We start from the raw sequence: 19,241 nt of genomic DNA, 5'->3' as shown, positions 1-19,241 counted from the left end.
TGTCTATGTCATCGCTAACTATTTAAGCATAAAAAAACCCTGATCAATGATCAGGGTTTTTTGAATTTGGCGGAAGCGGTGAGATTCGAACTCACGGAGGGGTATAAGCCCTCGTCGGTTTTCAAGACCGGTGCATTAAACCGCTCTGCCACGCTTCCATGGCCGCTATCATATAAACATTTACAACACTTGGCAAATATTTTTTTAGGCTTTTGCTGAAAAATAAAGCAAACAGCTTAATAAAAATAAGCATTTGATTTCTTAGACGGTTTTAAATATTACGGGCATAAAAAAACCTCTGATATAATCAGAGGTTTTTTGAATTTGGCGGAAGCGGTGAGATTCGAACTCACGGAGGGGTATAAGCCCTCGTCGGTTTTCAAGACCGGTGCATTAAACCGCTCTGCCACGCTTCCATGGCCGCTATCATATAAAGATTTATGACACTTGGCAAATATTTTTCAGCATTTTTTGAATTATTTGCACAAAATAACTGCATTTTTGTAAAAAACTTTAATTTTCAGGTCTTTCATAGTCAATTTTGTTGATATAGCAGATCTTTTTACCCAATGGTGTCTCCACACTGACCTCATCATCTACTGCTTTGCCCAATAACGCGCGTGCCATAGGTGAATCAATGGAAATATGTTGCGGATGATGGTCATAAATTTCATCTACCCCAACAATGCGCAAGCGTTTGGTTTCACCTGCATCATTTTCAATCTCAACCCATGCGCCAAAATAAACTCGACCCAATTGCTGCTCAGAAAAATCAATAATCTTGAGTTCTTCTAAACGCTTACCTAAATAGCGCACACGGCGATCAATCTTACGTAAAATTTGTTTATTATATTGGTAATCGGCATTTTCACTGCGGTCGCCAAGACTGGCTGCCCAATTCACTTTTTGAGTAATTTCTGGCCGTTCGGTATGCCATAAACGCTGTAATTCAGCGACCAATTTGTCATGTCCACTACGGGTAATTAGGTTTGATTTCATAGCAATTGCGCAATTAAATTTGTCTAAATTTAAAACATTTTTAAATCGCTTATAACAAAAAACGATTAGTTGTCAAAATATATTTTTTTATTTTAAAATAAATCAATAAGTTAAAAATATTTTGTTATTTATTTTTTGCACAAAATTTGACAAGCTAAATTTTCGCCTTTATTATGCCGCCATGTTTAGTTCTTGTCTGTTTTTTAATCATTGTAGTTTTTATAGCTCTTCTTCCACTTTGTCCATGTCATTTTGAATGACGTTCATGAATGCCCACCCCGAATTGAATTTATCACTCTTGAACAGGTAAAAGCACTGCTTTGACTTGACGGGCATAAATTACTTGTAGCGGAGACAACATGCACAGTAGTTCAACTTCAGGCGCGAGGCTTAGCCTTAAATCTGTTACTTCTTCTCTTCCAGTTAAAGTTTTAGCACTTGCCACAGCCATCATTCCATTTCACAGTATTAATGCCAGTAAAGCCAATCAATATGATCAAGTGATCGGCCAAAAAAAACTCACCGTGGTGAGTGTGGCGAATCCTACCACCGTGTTTGAAGATGGTCGTCACTTACATGGTTTTGGCTATGATTTAGTGCGTAACTATGCCAATAGCCTGAATGTCAAACTTGATTTTAAAGTGGTGAATGACAATGCCACCGCACTGAAATGGGTTGCACAAGGTAAAGCAAATTTTGCCATGACCACAGCCAGCCTACCCAGCATTGAGCAAAAAAATCTGACCGCTTTTTCTGCCAGTTGTGGTGATTTAAGCAGCCTCAAAACCAATGGTTTAAATACCGACTTAAATTGGGTATTTAAACATGCCGATGATCCTTTGTCTGAAACAGCCAATGGTTTTGTCTGTCGTGCCAAACAAAGCGGTTCTGTACGTCAGTTGGCGTCTTTTTATAACCGACATGTGGTGAAGCCTGAAACATGGCAAGTCGTTCAGCGCGATTTAAAAAATCGTATGCCGATTTATAAAACCAATTTTAAGCAAACTGCAAAACAGTATGATTTAGATTGGCATTTATTGGCCGCAATTGGCTATCAAGAGTCTTATTTGAAACCCAATTCTGTATCGCCTACAGGTGTGCGCGGTTTAATGATGCTGACCAACAATACTGCTAAAGCCATGGGTGTAAGCAACCGTACTGATCCTCAGCAAAGCATCCAAGGCGGTGCGAAGTATTATGATCAGATGTTATCGCGTTATTCTCATATTCCTTTTCCTGATCGGAATTGGTATGCCTTAGTGGCGTATAATATGGGGCCGGGTGCAGTCAGTGGCATTCAGAAAAAAATTAAAGCACAAGGTAAAGATCCCAACAATTGGGTGCACCTCTATGCCTATCTTGAGCGTAACAAAGCCAGCAATGGTCGTTACCGTCAAGCCGTACAATATGTAACGCGTATTCGTGCTTATTTAGAGCATATTAAAACCACACCGCAATTGGTGAGTATTTAAATAAAAAAAGCTTAACCTTTAAGGTTAAGCTTTTTTTATGGTACCAAGACTTTTATTCGGTGACTGCCAAAATATTTTTAAACAACGCTTTTTGTTCAGCACTGGCTTTAGCGGTTTGTAATGACATTAATTGCGACATATCACCTTGGACTTTAATTTTGCCAGTCATAAAGGCTTGCATCGCTGCAGTCATATCATATTCTAAAAATACTTTACGTAAGGTCTCAGCGTCCATAGTTAAAGTGGTTTTGGCATGTTCAGCAAGACCTTTTTGCAATTTACCACTGGCCAAAGCAAGCTCAATTTGATGTGCTGCATCGGTGACAATTAAATTAATCGCAAGTGCATTTAATGCTGGGGGTAAATTTAAATCACCGGCTTGTGCGGTTAGTTCTGCTACTTTTGTAAACCAATCATCTGTTAAAAACGCTGGCATGTTTTATCCTCAATTTTGCTGTTATCGCTCAAGTTATGGGGTCTTTTATAGCATGTAATCTAAGTGTTGACCCATGCTTTTAACATAAAAAAATAGGTGCCTACAAGACACCTATTGATTCACTACATAAGTTTATTCAGCGGCAAAGCCTAAATTCACCATGTTAATGCGCTTACTTGCACCTTCAGTTTCATCAACGCTACACGAGCCTTTAAAGTCAAATTCGCGTTGACTGTCTAGAGCTTCAAAGTCAAATAATTCGCGATCGGCCAGTTGTGAAGGAGAAACGTTTTGTAAGGCACCAAAAATGCTGTGCAAACGTTTTGGATGCTCTTTATCCCATTGACGTAACATGTCATTAAGCATAGCGCGTTGTAAGTTCTCTTGTGAACCACATAAGTTACACGGAATAATTGGGAACTGACGCATTTCTGCATATTTAATAATGTCTTTTTCTTCCACATAAGCCAATGGACGAATCAAGATATTCTTTTTATCTGAAGATAAAAGTTTTGGTGGCATGGCTTTTAAGCTACCGCCATGGAAAAGATTTAAGAAGAAGGTGGCTAAAATATCATCACGGTGATGCCCCAATGCCACTTTGGTTGCACCGATTTCTTGTGCAAAACCATATAAAGAGCCGCGGCGTAAACGTGAACACACTGCGCAATAGGTTTTACCTTCCGGCGTTAATTTTTTGGTGATGCTATAGGTGTCTTTTTCTAAAATATAATACGGAATGTTATTTTCTTCTAAATAACGCGGCAATACATCTTCTGGGAAACCCGGTTGCTTTTGGTCAAGGTTGACCGCAATCACATCAAAGTTAATCGGTGCGATACGCTTAAACTGCAACAAAATATCAAGCAAGGTATAACTGTCTTTACCACCTGAAATACACACCATGACTTTGTCGCCATCTTCGATCATTTTAAAATCACGAATTGCATGACCGACTTGGCGGCGTAATTTTTTTAAAAGACGATAGTAGGCAGAGCTGGTTGGGAGTTCTGGCTTAAAATTAAAGCCTTGGTTGGACTCAACTGGCGAGAACATAGACGAGATTAACCCATAAATACAAATAACGCGGAATTTTAGCCGATTCACAGCAAAAGCGCAGCAAAAGAATGTAAATTCTGCCCAAATGGCGGCGCTGTCATCCTTTTGACTTTAAATACTTGATAAAATAGCAATAAGCGAAAATACAGTCTTTTTGGCCGCTAATGGCCTTTTAAATAGTTTTCCACAAAAGCTGTGGATAACTTTGTGGATTCTCTATGACTTGACACGGTCTCTTTCCCACAGGCCAAGGGTTTTATTTAAATTGATCATTTTTTGATCAATTTTATATTTGTTTTTAATCAACAACTTATATAAGTCAAGCAACAGTAAATAAAAAAAAATGGATTTTTTTGTGCAATTTTTTATTGTTGTTTTTAAAGCATGTTAATAATTAAGCAATGCATCACTTTCTTAATCCTTTTTTTTTGTTAAACTAAAGATCACTGTTTGGGGACAGATTTTAAATTACTACAATGAAAATCGACTTCACCATTTGGGCGATGTGTACCGCTGTGGGTACATTGTGTTTAAGTACTTTAAGTTTTGCAGGGGAAACGCTTTATCAACTTAAAGATCATAACGGCACAACCTTACTGACCAATAAACACAGTAAATATAGCGATCTTAAGGTCGAAAAAAAGACCTATTATCCAGAAAGTAATATTCACCAATATCGTAACTATGGCTCAACTGAAGCGGCTGTGGCACCCAGTCAAAGTCGTAATAAAAATGCCTTTGATGGCATTATTCAACAAGCAGCACAAACTTATGGTGTATCGGCCGGCTTAATTAAAGCGGTGATGCATACCGAATCTGGTTTTAATGTACATGCACGCTCACCTGTAGGTGCTCAAGGCTTAATGCAATTGATGCCCGCCACTGCACGGCGTTTTAATGTGTCCAATGCCTATGACCCACAGCAAAACATTATGGCGGGTGCCAAATATTTGGCTTGGCTACTGAAACGCTTTAACGGCAATACCTCATTGGCTTTAGCTGGCTATAACGCAGGTGAAGGCAATGTGCAAAAATATGGCGGCATTCCGCCTTTTCGCGAAACCCAAGATTATGTGCGCCGCGTACACAGCCGTTATCAAAACCTCTATGCTGGTGGTCTTGGAATTGCTTCTAGCAACAATGCCAGCTTAAGCGCGACCAGCACCAACAATGTTCCAGCCGGTGCAACTTTAATTGCCCAATCCAATCAGAGTGCTACGGTTACAACACCAACGTATAGCCGTGAAGTGATTCGCTTAGCCGATGGCAGCTATACCGACCGTCCGGTACGTGGTTCATATAGCACAGGTCATGCTACGGCATCGGCTTCCATTACCATCACAGATTAATCCGAGTTTTTTACTGAAGTTTGGTTATTTTTTCTTGAATTTTAGTGCCATTCACCGCATATTGACTAAGATTTCGATTCGTAAATCAGATGATATTTTTACCATAAGAGGATTTTCTCAATGATGCGGATTGGTTTGTTCTTGCTAACCAACCTCGCGGTACTGGTTGTAGCTGGCATTATTTTGTCACTCTTCGGTGTCGGTAGTTACCATGGCGCGGGTGGCTTAAATCTAGGCAACCTGTTGGTGATCTGTTTTGTGTTTGGTATGGTCGGTTCGATCATTTCTTTGCTCATGTCAAAATGGATGGCAAAGAAAACCACAGGTACAGAACTGATTGACCCTAATGCGCCTCGCAATCAAGCTGAAGCTTGGTTATTACAAGAGGTTGCACAACTGTCTCAGCGTGCCGGAATTAGCATGCCAGAGGTCGGTATTTTTCCATCTTACCAATCCAATGCCTTTGCAACAGGTTGGAATAAAAATGATGCTTTAGTTGCCGTGTCTACCGGTTTACTTGAGCGCATGAATAAAGATGAATTACGTGCTGTACTGGCCCATGAAATCGGTCACGTGGCAAACGGCGATATGGTGACCCTTGCGCTTGTGCAAGGTGTGGTCAACGCCTTTGTAATGTTCTTTGCACGTATTGTAGGTGATTTTATTGACCGCAATGTCTTTGGTCGTGAAGAAGGCGAAGCACCGGGTTTAGCTTATTTTGCCATTACCATTGTTTTAGATATTGTCTTTGGTATTTTAGCCTCTGCTATCGTAATGTGGTTCTCACGCTACCGTGAATACCGTGCCGATGAGGCAGGTGCACGTTTAGCCGGTAAACAAGCCATGATCTCTGCATTATTGCGTTTACAAGCCGAAACTGAAATACCCGATCAAATGCCAAAAGAAATGAAAGCATTTTCGATTTCAGCAGGTCAAGAACAAGGTTTTAGCTTAGCTGCATTGTTCCAGACTCACCCAAGCATTGAACAACGTGTCGCCGCGCTACAGCAACTTGATTGCCCATAATGAAGCGCTAATGCCACACCAATAAAAGCCTCCTCTCTAGGGGGCTTTTTTATATCTGAAAAAAGTCAAGCATCCATATCACGCCAAAGTACAGCGCTATTGCAAATATCACTAAAAATACAACCCCCAATAGATCTGGAATATGCACCCACAGCCAAGCCACCACAGGATTGCGCCAAAAGCGTGAGTTTTGCTGCTTTTTTTCTAATTCTTCATGTAAAAATGGGTGCACAATATGATAGTCGCTTTGAATGTCATATTCGTCTTGAATATGCTGATGCACCACGGCAAGCGCTTTTTTACTCGGTCGAATAAACACATCAAAAATTGTGCCAGCGACCGGAATAAAGCCAACCACAGCATCCATGAGTGCCAATTGAATCACCGGATTGAGTTTTTGTTGTGGCACGCCCAATTGTCGCGCTTTATATATGGCATAACATGTGAGTGCAAAACCGGCTAGATCGCCTGCAATTGGTACTGTGCTTAAAGCAGCATCGGCACCTACGCCTTGTTTGGTAAATGGAATACGCACCACCGAATCCATCATATTGGCAAATTTTGCTAAATCACGTTCCAAGCGAATCACCTCTTGGCGTGACATTTTGGAGTGCAGTGGAGATTTTGACATGCTTACCTTCAATTAAAATAAAAGCCGTGACGCAATAAATAAATACACCACGACACCTGTTGCATCGCAAATCGAGGTGACCAGTGGTCCAGAGGCACTTGCCGGATCAAGCTTGAGTCGATTTAAAACAAACGGCAAACTCATGCCTATTAATGCACCTAACAGCACAATGCCCAACATACTCAAAGCCAATACCACTGCCACCATGATATCCCCCCGAATATAACCTAAAATTGACACCGCCACAGCCATGGTGGTACCCAAGCACAGCGCCACTAGGGTTTCACGCCCTAGTAAACCCAACCAATCTTTTAATTCTACATCGCCTGTGGCTAAAGCGCGTACCATCAGAGTTGCCGATTGTGAACCTGCATTTCCCCCACTACCCACCAACAAGGGTAGAAAAAACACCAATACAATATGTGTAGCAATAATGTCTTCAAAGTGGGCAATGCCCATCCCAGACAAGAGGCTACCAAACACCAAAATCACCAACCAAAAGACGCGCTTTTTATATAAGCTAAAGATAGAAGCCTGTTTTAAACTCAAACTGCCTTGAGTCTGTACTGCACTACCTTTTAAAAAATCTTCATCGGTTTCAGCGCGAATCACATCCATGGCATCATCATAAGTGACAATACCCACAAGGCGCTGTTGAGTATCAATAATCGGCAAGGCCAAAAAATCATAATGTGCCAACACGCTTGCAACATGCTCTTGATCATCATCTACATAAGCGGTGATTAATTCACGCTGCATCACTTGAGCGACCCTGCATTGTGGGTCAGCTTGGATGATTTGCCGCAACGAGATCACACCAATTAAACGTTGTGCATCGTCTACCACATACACCAAATATAAGGTTTCCCGATCCCATGCAAGGTGTCTTAAAGTTTCAATGGCATCTGCCAAGCTGCTTTGGGGATCCAGCGTGACAAAATCTGAGCTCATGATGGCACCAGCTGAGTTTTGTGCATACGCCGCCAGTTGACACAATTGTCGTGTCATCGCCTCAGGCAATGCTTGCAGCAATTGTTGTTGAACTTTGGGCACAAGGCATTGATAAAAATCGGTACGATCATCAGAATGCATCTGCGTCATCAGCGCTGCAAGGTGTTCTATGCTCAGGTGCTGCGCCAATTGTAACTGCGTGGCAGGTGATAAATGCTCAAATAATCGACCTGCTTGAGCAATATGTGTCAGCATTTGTACTTGTTCATGTATGTGTAAAGTATTGGCGCTGTCCGCCATACGTTGCATCGGTTGTTGCGCAATAAATTGTTCAAGCGCGTGCCAATCCTTGCCGCTGATATAGTCACGTAATGTATTTAGGTGCATCATTATTGTTGTTTAATTTATATGATGTCTGTGATTCAAACAGATTTTAAAGCGCTTAGATAGCCATAAAAAAGGGATGCCTGAGCATCCCTTGATTCAATCTAAAATTGCTTATGACTGAGCGCGCTTTTCACCACGAATCAAGACATACATAAATGGAATAAAGATCAGCACCAACAGCGTACCAAAAATCACGCCACCCAATACGCTAGTACCAATCTCTTGGCGGCTCGCGGCTCCTGCACCACTTGCCAACACTAACGGCACAATGCCGGCACCAAACGCCAACGAAGTCATTAAGATTGGACGTAAGCGCAAACTTGCCCCTTCTATGGCGGCTTCAATCACCGCAACACCACGACTTTGTGCCAAAGCTGCAAATTCAGCAATTAAAATCGCATTTTTACATGACAAACCAATAGTGGTGAGTAGGGCAATTTGGAAGTAAATATCATTGGGAAAGCCGGCAAAATAGCTAAATATAATATTGCCACCAATGCCTAATGGAATGGCTGTCATTACAGCAGCAGGAATAGACCAACTTTCATATAACGCAGCTAAACATAAGAAAATAAAGCCAATCGAGATTAAATACAGCCATAAAGCTTGATTGCTTGAGCGTTGTTCTTCAAAGGCTAAACCGCTCCATGACAAGTCCACGCCCGTTGCTTGATCAATCAAGTTTTGAATATCTTGCATAGCTTGACCCGTGGTACTGTTTTTTGCAGTATCGGCTTCCATTTCCAAGGCGCTATAGCCCATATAACGATTGACCACCTCAGGACCACCCGTCCAAGCTAGTGTTGAAAATTGGTTAAAAGGCACCATTTCATTACTACTGTTTCTAACCGACCATTCGGCTAAATCTTCAGGTGTGGCACGAAATTCGGCATCGCCTTGCATAATCACGCGTTTAATCCGACCACGATCAATAAAGTCATTAATATAGTTACCACCCCATGCGGCCGACAAAGTCGAATTGATGGCATTTTGCGTCAAACCTGCCGCCATGGCTTGCTTTTGGTCAATGGTTACTTTGAGTTCAGCTTTTTCAGGATTGGATTTTTTACCTAAATTTTCAAAACTGTCGTAGTTTTGGGCGGTGTGTTGCAGTTGATCAAATTGCGCCTCTAAAGCATGGCGACCTTGCCCTTCTACATCGCGCAGCCAAAAACTTAAACCATCGGTTTGACCTAAACCATTGACCGATGGTGGTAGCATCATACTAATTTGCGCATTTGGATGCTGTCTAAAATGAGCAAGTGCTCGCTCACGAATCGCTTGTGCGCTATTGGCTTGACCTTGGCGCGCATCCCAATGTTTTAAGGCAATAAAACCTTGGGCTAGGTGCTGCCCCGAGCCTGAAAAATTGCGTCCATAACGCAGCATGACTAAATTTACATTGTCTTTTTCTTGCGTTAAGAAATATTCACGAATTTCCTCACCCACTTCACGGGTTTTAGACAACGGTGCACCTTCTTGTAATTTCAGCTGCACACTTAAAATGCCTTGATCTTCGCTAGGAATAAAACTCGTTGCCAAACCACGATAAAACAAAGCAAATACGGCAATCAAGCCGCAAAATATCACTAAGGTAATCAGCTTATGTTGAATAGTGAGGTGAGTCAGTTTTAAATACTGCTGTTTAATACGCTCAAGCTGGGTATTAAACCACATGGCCCATTTGGCTTGTCTGACGTTAGGTTTTAAAATTAAGGCACATAACGCAGGCGTTAAAATCAGTGCCACCAACAAAGACAAGCTCATGGCCGCCACTAAAGTGATCGAGAACTGACGGTAGATGACACCGGTTGATCCACCAAAGAATGCCATTGGGATAAACACCGCGGTGAGTACCAACGTAATGCCCACCAAAGCCCCACTGATTTCTTGCATAGATTCAATTGCAGCTTGTTTGGCTGACATGCCTTGTTCATGCATTAAACGTTCAACGTTTTCAACCACCACAATGGCGTCATCCACCAACAAACCAATCGCCAACACTAGGGCAAATAAGGTTAAGGTGTTGATGCTCATGCCCAGCACATATAAAATCGCAAGCGTGCCTAAAATCACCACTGGTACGGTAATGGTCGGCACCAAAGTGGCGCGCCAATTTTGTAAGAACAAGAACATCACGATCACCACCAACATGATCGCCTCGATTAAGGTTTTCACCACCTCTTTCATGGATTCTTTGACAAATGGCGTGTTATCCCGTGGATAAACAATGTTATAGCCTTCAGGCAATTGTTTTCTTAAGCGCTCAATTTGTTGATCAATCAATTCTGCTGTGGCAATGGCGTTGGCACCAGATGATAAAGAAATCCCCATGCCTGAAGATGGATAACCATTAATAGTGTTGTAGGATTGGTAATTTTCTGCCCCAAGCTCAACACGTGCTACATCTTTTAAATAAACAAAGTCTCCACTATTACTGGATTTTAAAATAATATTTTCAAATTCTTGTGTGGTACGTAAACGACTGCCTGAGGTGACTTTGGCATTTAAATACTGTTCAGTGGCTGTAGGCAACTCACCAATTGCACCGGCCGCCACTTGGGTATTTTGTGCTTCAACCGCAGCACGTACATCACTTGGCATGAGTTTATATTGCTTCAGCTTTTGTGGATTCAGCCAAATGCGCATGGCATATTGTGAGCCAAAAACATCCACCTCACCGACGCCCTCAACACGCGCCAATTCTTGCTCTAAATGGGTGAGCATATAATCCGATAAGGCAATGGTGCTACTTTTGCCTGTTTCATCATATAAGCCAATCACCATATGGGTATCGCCTAAAGATTTAAATACATTCACGCCTTGGCGTTTCACGTCTTCAGGCAAACGGTTGAGTGCGCCATTAATGGCATTTTGTACTTGCACTTGGGCAGTATCAGGGTCGGTGCCATTATTAAAACTAATACTAATTCGGGCACGTCCTGATGAATCACTGCTTGAACTAAAATACAGCAAATTATCTAGGCCTTTAATTTGCTGCTCTAAAACTTGGGTAACGCTTTCTTCCACCGTTTCTGCCGAAGCACCACTATAGGTGGTGGCCACGGTAATCCGTGGCGGCGCAATATCAGGATAACGCTCGATGGGTAGGTTCATCATTGCAAAAAGACCAAATGCCATCACAATGATGGCCAGTACTCCTGCAAAAATGGGTCGTTCAATAAAAAATCTAGATAGCATGAAGTGTCTACATGGTGCACATTGAGGCACAAAAGAAGCTGTAAATGAGAATAAATATTGTGTGAGGCATGCATAAAATACAAGCAAAATCGCATGCTTGATACAAATATGAAGAAATTATGAAGATGTGTGTTTTGTCATCACAGTTAAAACTAAAGCTTTCATCATCAAGTTTTAATAACAATGAGCTAGTCATGCTAAAAAGAACCACCCTATGTTTATCTTTGGCCTTACTTGCAGGCTGTAACGATGACGACAACACTTCAGTGAATACAAGTGCAGCACCGCAGTATCAAGCGCCTCAATTATTGATTGTCGGGCATCGTGGTGCCAGTGGTACACGCCCTGAACATACCTTAGCGGCGTATCAAAAAGCCATTGATGATGGTGCTGATTTTATTGAACCGGATTTAGTCCCGACCAAAGATGGTTATTTGGTGGCACGCCATGAAAGTGAAATCAAAGAAACTTCTAATATCAGTACATTGACTCAATTTGCTGATCGTGAGCAGACCAAAGTCATTGATGGGGTGAGCTATAGCGGTTGGTTTACCGAAGACTTTAATTTAAATGAACTCAAACAACTCAAAGCACGTGAGCGTATTCCTGATTTACGCCCTAACAATACCCAATATAATGATGTCTATGATATTCCAACTTTAGAAGAAATTATTGAACTTGCCGATGCACACTACCGTAAAACTGGCAAAATCATTGGCTTGTATATTGAAACCAAACATCCAAGTTATTTTGCAAGTTTAGATTTAAGCATGGAAGATACTTTGCTCAAAACCTTAGCCAAATATGAATATACCCGTGACATTGCGCCTGTATATTTACAGTCTTTTGAAGTGAGTAATTTACAATATTTAGATGCACAGCTTGAGCGTTTAAAAAGCTTAAAACATGCCAAAATCGTACAACTCTATAGTGATAAAAACACCCAACCTGCCGATTACGTGTTAAATAACATTCCCAATACCTATGGCGATTTAGCCACTCCTGAAGGTTTAAAATTTGTAGCAAGTTATGCCGATGGTGTTGGCCCAAGCAAAACTTACATTTTACCCAATACACAACCTGCCACCCCGACCTCTTTTGTACAAGACGCGCATCAATATGGGCTTAAAGTGCATCCATACACACTACGCTCAGAAAATAGTTTCTTACCTGACTATTTAGATTGCAGTAACGATCCTGCTGAATATTGTGAAGCGGGTGCTTTAAAAGAATTTGAACTGTTCTTTAAAGCTGGTGTGGATGGTGTATTTACCGACGATCCTGCGCTTGGTCGTAAAGCAGCAGATTTATTTTTAGCACAACAAGCAAAATAACCCTTAAAAAAAATCCCCGCACAAAGCGGGGATTTTTTTTGAATGAGCGATGATTACATCATGCCGCCCATACCACCCATGCCGCCCATATCAGGCATTGCTGGTTTGTCTTCTGGAATGTCTGTGATCATGCATTCAGTGGTCAACATTAAGCCCGCTACAGATGCAGCATGCTCAAGAGCCGAACGGGTTACTTTTGCAGGATCTAAGATACCCATTTCAAGCATGTCGCCATATTCGCCAGTTGCTGCGTTATAACCGAAGTTACCTTCACCATTTTTCACAGCATTAATCACTACAGATGGCTCATCACCTGCGTTAGATACGATTTGACGAAGTGGTGCTTCAATCGCACGGCGTAAGATATTAATACCTACGTTTTGATCATCGTTGGCACCTGCTACACCGTCAAGTGCTTTAGCCGCACGTACCAGTGCAACACCACCACCTGCAACAACACCTTCTTCAACCGCAGCACGCGTTGCATGAAGCGCATCGTCTACACGGTCTTTCTTCTCTTTCATTTCAACTTCAGTTGCAGCACCAATTTTAATGACAGCAACACCGCCTGCTAATTTAGCAACGCGTTCTTGAAGTTTTTCTTTGTCGTATTCAGAGGTAGATTCTTCAATTTGAGCACGGATTTGAGTCACACGCTCAGCGATTTGAGTGGCATCGCCTGCACCATCTACAATCACAGTGTTTTCTTTAGACACAGTGATTTTGTGCGCTGTACCTAGGTGCTCAAGTGAAGTTTGGTCTAACTGCATGCCAATTTCTTCAGAAATTACCGTACCGCCAGTTAAGATTGCGATATCTTGTAACATTGCTTTACGACGATCACCAAAACCAGGTGCTTTAACTGCACATACTTTGATGATGCCACGCATGTTGTTGACAACTAAAGTTGCAAGCGCTTCGCCTTCAACATCTTCAGCAATAATTAAAAGTGGCTTACCTGTTTTCGCAACCGCTTCAAGCACAGTAATCAATTCACGAATGTTGCTGACTTTTTTGTCTACAAGAAGGATGAACGGGTTTTCAAGTTCAGCCGTTAGCGTGTCTTGTTTGTTAGCAAAGTATGGTGAGATATAACCACGGTCAAACTGCATACCTTCAACGACGTCTAAAGCATCTTCAAAGCCCGAACCTTCTTCAACGGTGATCACGCCTTCTTTGCCCACTTTTTCCATCGCTTGAGCAATGAGTTTACCTACAGTGGTGTCAGAGTTTGCAGAGATCGAACCGACTTGCTCAATGGCTTTAGAGTCAGATGCCGGTTGTGCTGTGGCTTTAATTTCAGACACTAAAGTTTTAACCGCAAGGTCAATACCACGTTTTAAGTCCATTGGGTTCATACCCGCAGTCACAGACTTAATGCCTTCGTTTAAGATCGCTTGCGCCAATACAGTTGCTGTTGTTGTACCGTCACCTGCGATGTCGTTGGTTTTTGAAGACACTTCACGTACAAGTTGAGCACCCATGTTCTCAAACTTATCTTTAAGTGAAATTTCTTTGGCTACAGTCACACCATCTTTAGTGATGTGCGGTGCGCCAAAAGAACGGTCAATCACCACGTTACGGCCTTTAGGACCCAATGTTACTTTTACCGCATCTGCAAGAACGTTAACACCTGCGATCATTTTTGAACGCGCTGAATCACCAAATTTTACGTCTTTAGCTGACATGTTTTAACTCCAAATATTTTAAAAATTATTAAGATGAATTAAAAAGACAAATTACGCTTCAAGTACTGCAAGAATGTCAGATTCTTTCATGATTAGAAGCTCTTCGCCGTCAACTTTTACAGTTGTACCTGCATATGTACCAAACAATACTTTATCACCAACTTTTACATCTAAAGCGCGTACGCCATTGTCTGTGATTTGACCATTACCTACAGCAATGATTTCGCCTTGCGCCGGCTTTTCTGCTGCAGAACCTGGAAGTAAAATACCACCAGCTGTTTTTGTTTCTTCTTCAACACGACGGATTACTACGCGGTCATGTAATGGACGAATGTTGCTCATAGAAAACTCCATCAAATAAGTCTTAAAGTAAAAGGACGCCAACTTCGACTTTTATGTTCCTTCAGTCAACGTCAGTAAAATCTATGACTCAGTTGTGGGGATGGAAAAAAACGCTTCAAGGGCAAAATTTAAAAAAAATGCATTTTTTTGCTTATTTTTTAATCTTTAAGTCTAAATGATTGATATTTGCACGATTTGGCGGCCCTTACCTAAAACATTGCAGCACTGTATCAAAATAATAATGCTTTACTTGGCCATCTAAATGAATGGTATTAAAACTATTAGGACGTCCTGCATGTAAACGATGAGAAATCGCTGTACCGGCTTGTACCGCCAAAATGGGCTGTTTAACTTTAAGGTCATAGACTTGGTTTAAGTCGTCTACAGCGCTTTGATGCAAATGACCATGCAAAATGGCATTTAACCCATTTTGACTCCAGCGTTGTAAGGCAATTTTTGCCAACATAGGACAGTCTTTTTGACCATACTGATGCGCAGGAATATAAAATGGCTGATGCGCCAACAGTATCTTATATTTGTTGCTTGGTGCGGCTTGTAATTTTTGGTCAATACGTTCAATTTGCTCAAGTGAAATATGACCTTTGGTGTGATAACGCCGACGAATACTATTCACCCCCAAAATATAAAAATCTTCGGTTTCTAAATCACGCTCTAAACTGCCAAAAAATAATTGATAACCATAAAACGGAGTAAATACACGCCGCCACAGTGCATACAAAGGAATATCATGGTTACCCGGCACGACTAAATAAGGCAGATTTAAACTGTCTAAAAATTGTTTACAGGCATAAAACTCTCTTAAACGTGCGCGTTGAGTTAAATCACCACTCACCACTACTGCTTGGATATCATGTTCGGCACAAAATTGCCCAATCGCCTGCATACAAGCGAGTTGTTCGGTACCAAAATGTAAATCAGACAGATGTACTAGCATACGGCACCACCACATTTAAAGCAGATCGCTCAACACTAATCGTTAAAGGCGGTTTAACCTGTACTAACTCCCCATCAATGGCAAGGCTTAATGTTTTTGCCCGACTATGAATTTTGACTTCATCGGCCGCAAAACTATATACATCTGGGGTTTGTTCCAATTGACCACGCATCAATTGCCACAGCATTTTAAACAAAGTGAGCTTATCAGTTTTGGCCACCACCACGCCTGCCACTTTGCCTTTAGCCGCGTCTTGAGCAATTTTTAATTTGAGTTCTTTGAGTTGTAATTGATTATTGCCAAAAAATACCAGTGGTGTTTTAACAGGATAACGTAGCCCATCCACTTCAACCTCAAGTTTTAGTTCTTTGTGATGGCGTAGCAATACATCTAAGCCTGATGTATAAGCGTGAATGGTAAAGCGTCCTAACACGCGGTTATAGCGTTCACGTTGTTGAATAAATAACGGATATAGACCTAAACTTGCATTATTTAAATAGATATGGTGATTCACGCGTGCCACATGTACTTGACTGATCTGACCTTGGGCAATCACTTGAGCTGCTGCCATTAAATCCAAAGGAATATTTAATACACGCGCAATATAATTAAAGGTACCTAAAGGCAAAATACCCATCGGAATTGAGGTATGAAGCAGACAAGACGCCACGGCATTTAAAGTGCCATCGCCCCCTGCTGCAACCACTACGCCATGTGGCATGCTTTCATGGCGGCTTAACACTTGTGCCATAAGCTGTTTAAAATCCACCTCATGATCCATAGCAAAACTTTGAATATTAAAACCGGCTTTTGACCATAAACTTATCACTTCTTCATAGATTGCATCTTGGTGGTTGGCATGAAAGCCTGACTTAGGATTATAGATAATCGAAAGTGGTACGCTAGGCTCTGGCATTGGTTTTTCCATACATTTTTGCTTCACTTTTAAGCAATTAGAGCTTAAAAAAAAGCGCCTTTATGTAAAATTCAAATCAGCATCATTTATTTAATCAATCATGAAATTGATTAAATAAATGATTGTAAGTTATTGTTTTTAAATTAAATAATCTAAATAAATACTAAGCATAAAAAAGTAAAATTCATGTTCATTATCGAGATTGAAATTGTAAGCAATTGTTTTTTAAAGTAATTACTCAGAAAATCTTTGATATGCAAAATATTTCAGGTCTATGCTTTAGTCTTATTTTTTTCGCCGTTTTGTGCTTTAATAGCGCCACTTTTTTTCATATTGAGTTCAATTTGTGTGCTAACACAGATTCGAACTGTACTTTTTGTACACTTTGTACATATTTGAGATAGGCCTCACCATGACCCAAGTGAACGCACCAGCATTCGTTCGTCACCCTAAGCTTATTGCATGGGTAGAAGAAATTGCACAATTAACCAAACCTGCAAAAATCGAATGGTGTGACGGTAGCCCAGAAGAGTATCAACGTTATATCGACTTGATGATCGCTAACGGCACCATGCAAGCACTTAACCAAGAAACACACCCTGGTTCTTACCTTGCAAACTCTGACCCTTCTGACGTTGCTCGTGTTGAAGGTCGTACTTACATCTGTTCAGAAAACAAAGAAGATGCCGGCGCAACTAACAACTGGGAAGCTCCAGCTGAAATGCGTGCGCGTCTTAACGGTTTATTTGACGGTTCAATGAAAGGTCGTACTTTGTACGTTGTACCTTTCTCTATGGGTCCTTTAGGTTCTCATATTGCGCATATTGGTATCGAGTTAACTGACTCTCCTTACGTGGCTGTAAGCATGTCTAAAATGGCACGTATGGGTAAAGCGGTTTACGACGTTCTTGGTACAGATGGCGATTACGTTCCATGTGTACACACTGTTGGTGCACCTTTGGAAGAAGGTCAAAAAGACGTTGCTTGGCCTTGTAACCCAGAAAAATGGATCGTGCATTACCCAGAAACGCGTGAAATCTGGTCTTACGGTTCAGGTTACGGCGGTAACGCATTGTTGGGTAAAAAATGCCTAGCATTACGTATTGCATCTTACATGGGTCGTGAGCAAGGTTGGTTAGCTGAACACATGCTGATCCTTGGCGTAACAAACCCACAAGGCGAAAAACACTACATCGCAGCGGCATTCCCATCTGCATGTGGTAAAACAAACTTCGCTATGTTGATTCCACCAGCAGGCTACGAAGGTTGGAAAATTGAAACTGTAGGTGATGATATTGCTTGGATCAAACCAGGTGAAGATGGTCGCTTATATGCTATCAACCCTGAAGCTGGTTTCTTCGGTGTAGCGCCTGGTACAAATACCAAGACCAATCCGAACTGTATGGCAACGCTTCATAAAGACGTAATCTATACCAACGTTGCTGTAACAGACAACGGCGAAGTATGGTGGGAAGGTCTGACCAAAGAAGCGCCTGCGAATCTGACCAACTGGAAAGGTCAACCACATACTGGTGAAGAAAAAGCAGCACATCCAAATGCACGCTTCACAGTTGCTGCGGGTCAATGCCCTTCAATTGATGCTGACTGGGAAAATCCAGCAGGTGTTCCAATTTCTGCGTTCATCTTCGGTGGTCGCCGTGCAGACACAGTGCCTTTAATCTCAGAAGCGTTTGACTGGGTTGACGGTGTTTATAAAGCTGCAACCATGGGTTCTGAAACCACTGCTGCTGCTGTTGGTCAACAAGGTGTGGTACGTCGTGACCCATTCGCAATGCTTCCATTTGCGGGTTACAACATGGCAGATTACTTCACACATTGGTTAGAAATGGGCGAGAAAGTTGCTGCTAAAGCTGAAGCGGCTGGCAACAAACTTCCTGGTATCTACAATGTAAACTGGTTCCGTCGCGATGCTGAAGGCAACTTCGTATGGCCTGGTTTCGGTCAAAACATGCGTGTTCTTGAGTGGATCATTGACCGTTGTGAAGGTCGTGCAACTGCTGTTGAAACCCCAATTGGTTTAGTTCCAACCTACGAACAGTTAAACTGGACGGGTTCTGACTTCACTAAAGAACAGTTTGATCTTGTGACGTCTCAAGACAAAGATCAATGGATCAAAGAACTTGAAAGCCACACTGAATTGTTTGAAAAATTAGGTGATCGTATGCCTGAAGCGTTAAAAGCGCGTCAAGCAGAATTGATTGCTGCGGTTAAATCTGCTTAATCGCATATTGAATTGCAAAAAAGGTCGCGTAAGCGGCCTTTTTTTATGGCTGCACTAAAATAAGCCAAAAAATTTAAGATCGATCCTCAGCTGCGCTAAAACGATACCACCTGATGAATAAAGACAATAAAACTTAGGCTTTTACTCAATTTTAATCATTTTATTGATTTCAATTTAAGGTTTAAGCTGATTTTTAACTGATGCCCTGTTTTTATCATCAGCACAATAATTCTATGACAACATAATAATTTCA

The 19,241-nt window shown here is 41.5% G+C and carries 15 protein-coding genes and 2 tRNA genes; 5 read left to right on the top strand and 12 right to left on the bottom strand.

What is annotated here, in order from left to right; all coding sequences use genetic code 11:
- Positions 1 to 67: 67 nt before the first annotated feature.
- The 3 genes from Q0Z55_RS00360 to greB form a co-directional block, all read right to left on the bottom strand.
- Positions 68 to 158 (bottom strand) — tRNA-Ser (locus Q0Z55_RS00360).
- A 167-nt stretch (positions 159 to 325) separates the two neighbouring features.
- A tRNA-Ser gene (locus Q0Z55_RS00355) sits at positions 326 to 416 on the bottom strand.
- A gap of 97 nt (positions 417 to 513) precedes the next feature.
- Positions 514 to 999 (bottom strand): transcription elongation factor GreB, encoded by a 486-nt coding sequence (gene greB, locus Q0Z55_RS00350; protein ID WP_297422590.1) that lies wholly within the window; start codon positions 997 to 999, stop codon positions 514 to 516.
- Positions 1,000 to 1,358: 359 nt separating this feature from the next.
- On the opposite strand from greB, the gene Q0Z55_RS00345 reads away from it, so the two are divergent.
- On the top strand, positions 1,359 to 2,471 hold the full coding sequence (locus tag Q0Z55_RS00345) for a transglycosylase SLT domain-containing protein (protein ID WP_297422587.1): 1,113 nt from the start codon (positions 1,359 to 1,361) through the stop codon (positions 2,469 to 2,471).
- 52 nt (positions 2,472 to 2,523) lie between these two features.
- On the opposite strand, the gene Q0Z55_RS00340 is transcribed toward Q0Z55_RS00345, so the two are convergent.
- Both Q0Z55_RS00340 and ttcA read right to left on the bottom strand, forming a co-directional pair.
- Positions 2,524 to 2,907 carry an SCP2 sterol-binding domain-containing protein gene (locus Q0Z55_RS00340; protein WP_297422585.1) on the bottom strand — a complete coding sequence of 128 codons (384 nt, stop codon included), beginning with the start codon at positions 2,905 to 2,907 and terminating at the stop codon, positions 2,524 to 2,526.
- Positions 2,908 to 3,039: 132 nt separating this feature from the next.
- Positions 3,040 to 3,963, bottom strand: coding sequence for a tRNA 2-thiocytidine(32) synthetase TtcA (ttcA, locus tag Q0Z55_RS00335; protein WP_297422583.1), 924 nt, complete (start codon positions 3,961 to 3,963; stop codon positions 3,040 to 3,042).
- Between the two features lie 506 nt (positions 3,964 to 4,469).
- Here ttcA and Q0Z55_RS00330 point away from each other — a divergent pair.
- Positions 4,470 to 5,315, top strand: coding sequence for a lytic transglycosylase domain-containing protein (locus tag Q0Z55_RS00330; RefSeq protein WP_297423236.1), 846 nt, complete (start codon positions 4,470 to 4,472; stop codon positions 5,313 to 5,315).
- 120 nt (positions 5,316 to 5,435) lie between these two features.
- Entirely contained in the window at positions 5,436 to 6,341 is a 906-nt protein-coding gene (gene htpX / locus Q0Z55_RS00325; RefSeq protein WP_297422581.1) for a protease HtpX, read from the top strand.
- A 49-nt stretch (positions 6,342 to 6,390) separates the two neighbouring features.
- Here htpX and Q0Z55_RS00320 read toward each other — a convergent pair whose 3' ends face one another.
- The 3 genes from Q0Z55_RS00320 to Q0Z55_RS00310 all read right to left on the bottom strand — a co-directional run bounded on the left by Q0Z55_RS00320 (position 6,391) and on the right by Q0Z55_RS00310 (position 11,511).
- On the bottom strand, positions 6,391 to 6,972 hold the full coding sequence (locus tag Q0Z55_RS00320) for a DUF4112 domain-containing protein (protein ID WP_297422578.1): 582 nt from the start codon (positions 6,970 to 6,972) through the stop codon (positions 6,391 to 6,393).
- A 12-nt stretch (positions 6,973 to 6,984) separates the two neighbouring features.
- A complete protein-coding gene (mgtE, locus tag Q0Z55_RS00315) occupies positions 6,985 to 8,313 on the bottom strand; it encodes a magnesium transporter (RefSeq protein ID WP_297422576.1) in 1,329 nt (442 codons plus the stop codon).
- Positions 8,314 to 8,421: 108 nt separating this feature from the next.
- Entirely contained in the window at positions 8,422 to 11,511 is a 3,090-nt protein-coding gene (locus tag Q0Z55_RS00310) for a multidrug efflux RND transporter permease subunit (RefSeq protein WP_297422573.1), read from the bottom strand.
- A 194-nt stretch (positions 11,512 to 11,705) separates the two neighbouring features.
- On the opposite strand from Q0Z55_RS00310, the gene Q0Z55_RS00305 reads away from it, so the two are divergent.
- Positions 11,706 to 12,845: a glycerophosphodiester phosphodiesterase gene (locus tag Q0Z55_RS00305; RefSeq protein WP_297422569.1), complete on the top strand. Its 1,140-nt coding sequence runs from the start codon at positions 11,706 to 11,708 to the stop codon at positions 12,843 to 12,845.
- A gap of 53 nt (positions 12,846 to 12,898) precedes the next feature.
- On the opposite strand, the gene groL is transcribed toward Q0Z55_RS00305, so the two are convergent.
- From groL to Q0Z55_RS00285, 4 genes are all read right to left on the bottom strand, one after another.
- Entirely contained in the window at positions 12,899 to 14,533 is a 1,635-nt protein-coding gene (gene groL / locus Q0Z55_RS00300) for a chaperonin GroEL (protein ID WP_297422566.1), read from the bottom strand.
- A gap of 51 nt (positions 14,534 to 14,584) precedes the next feature.
- Positions 14,585 to 14,875 carry a co-chaperone GroES gene (locus tag Q0Z55_RS00295; protein ID WP_067729023.1) on the bottom strand — a complete coding sequence of 97 codons (291 nt, stop codon included), beginning with the start codon at positions 14,873 to 14,875 and terminating at the stop codon, positions 14,585 to 14,587.
- Between the two features lie 205 nt (positions 14,876 to 15,080).
- Positions 15,081 to 15,830, bottom strand: coding sequence for a metallophosphoesterase (locus Q0Z55_RS00290; protein ID WP_297422559.1), 750 nt, complete (start codon positions 15,828 to 15,830; stop codon positions 15,081 to 15,083).
- Positions 15,811 to 16,746 (bottom strand): diacylglycerol kinase family protein, encoded by a 936-nt coding sequence (locus tag Q0Z55_RS00285; protein ID WP_297422558.1) that lies wholly within the window; start codon positions 16,744 to 16,746, stop codon positions 15,811 to 15,813. Before Q0Z55_RS00285 ends, Q0Z55_RS00290 begins: the two co-directional genes overlap by 20 nt.
- A gap of 412 nt (positions 16,747 to 17,158) precedes the next feature.
- On the opposite strand from Q0Z55_RS00285, the gene Q0Z55_RS00280 reads away from it, so the two are divergent.
- Complete coding sequence (locus tag Q0Z55_RS00280; RefSeq protein ID WP_297422554.1) at positions 17,159 to 18,988, top strand: phosphoenolpyruvate carboxykinase (GTP); 1,830 nt, start codon at positions 17,159 to 17,161, stop codon at positions 18,986 to 18,988.
- The last annotated feature ends 253 nt before the right edge of the window (positions 18,989 to 19,241 follow it).

It is taken from the genome of uncultured Acinetobacter sp. (assembly GCF_947626835.1).
Taxonomy (GTDB): Bacteria; Pseudomonadota; Gammaproteobacteria; order Pseudomonadales; family Moraxellaceae; genus Acinetobacter.
The sequence above is the reverse complement of the archived record's forward strand: the minus strand, read 5'-3'. Positions and strand labels throughout refer to the sequence as shown.

Coding starts and splice junctions, on each gene's coding strand:
- htpX (WP_297422581.1), top strand. CDS start 5,436: ATGATGCGGATTGGTTTGTTCTTGCTAACCAACCTCGCGGTACTGGTT.
- Q0Z55_RS00340 (WP_297422585.1), bottom strand. CDS start 2,907: ATGCCAGCGTTTTTAACAGATGATTGGTTTACAAAAGTAGCAGAACTA.
- Q0Z55_RS00310 (WP_297422573.1), bottom strand. CDS start 11,511: ATGCTATCTAGATTTTTTATTGAACGACCCATTTTTGCAGGAGTACTG.
- Q0Z55_RS00290 (WP_297422559.1), bottom strand. CDS start 15,830: ATGCTAGTACATCTGTCTGATTTACATTTTGGTACCGAACAACTCGCT.
- Q0Z55_RS00295 (WP_067729023.1), bottom strand. CDS start 14,875: ATGAGCAACATTCGTCCATTACATGACCGCGTAGTAATCCGTCGTGTT.
- Q0Z55_RS00285 (WP_297422558.1), bottom strand. CDS start 16,746: ATGCCAGAGCCTAGCGTACCACTTTCGATTATCTATAATCCTAAGTCA.
- groL (WP_297422566.1), bottom strand. CDS start 14,533: ATGTCAGCTAAAGACGTAAAATTTGGTGATTCAGCGCGTTCAAAAATG.
- greB (WP_297422590.1), bottom strand. CDS start 999: ATGAAATCAAACCTAATTACCCGTAGTGGACATGACAAATTGGTCGCT.
- ttcA (WP_297422583.1), bottom strand. CDS start 3,963: ATGTTCTCGCCAGTTGAGTCCAACCAAGGCTTTAATTTTAAGCCAGAA.
- Q0Z55_RS00320 (WP_297422578.1), bottom strand. CDS start 6,972: ATGTCAAAATCTCCACTGCACTCCAAAATGTCACGCCAAGAGGTGATT.
- Q0Z55_RS00330 (WP_297423236.1), top strand. CDS start 4,470: ATGTGTACCGCTGTGGGTACATTGTGTTTAAGTACTTTAAGTTTTGCA.
- mgtE (WP_297422576.1), bottom strand. CDS start 8,313: ATGATGCACCTAAATACATTACGTGACTATATCAGCGGCAAGGATTGG.
- Q0Z55_RS00280 (WP_297422554.1), top strand. CDS start 17,159: ATGACCCAAGTGAACGCACCAGCATTCGTTCGTCACCCTAAGCTTATT.
- Q0Z55_RS00345 (WP_297422587.1), top strand. CDS start 1,359: ATGCACAGTAGTTCAACTTCAGGCGCGAGGCTTAGCCTTAAATCTGTT.
- Q0Z55_RS00305 (WP_297422569.1), top strand. CDS start 11,706: ATGCTAAAAAGAACCACCCTATGTTTATCTTTGGCCTTACTTGCAGGC.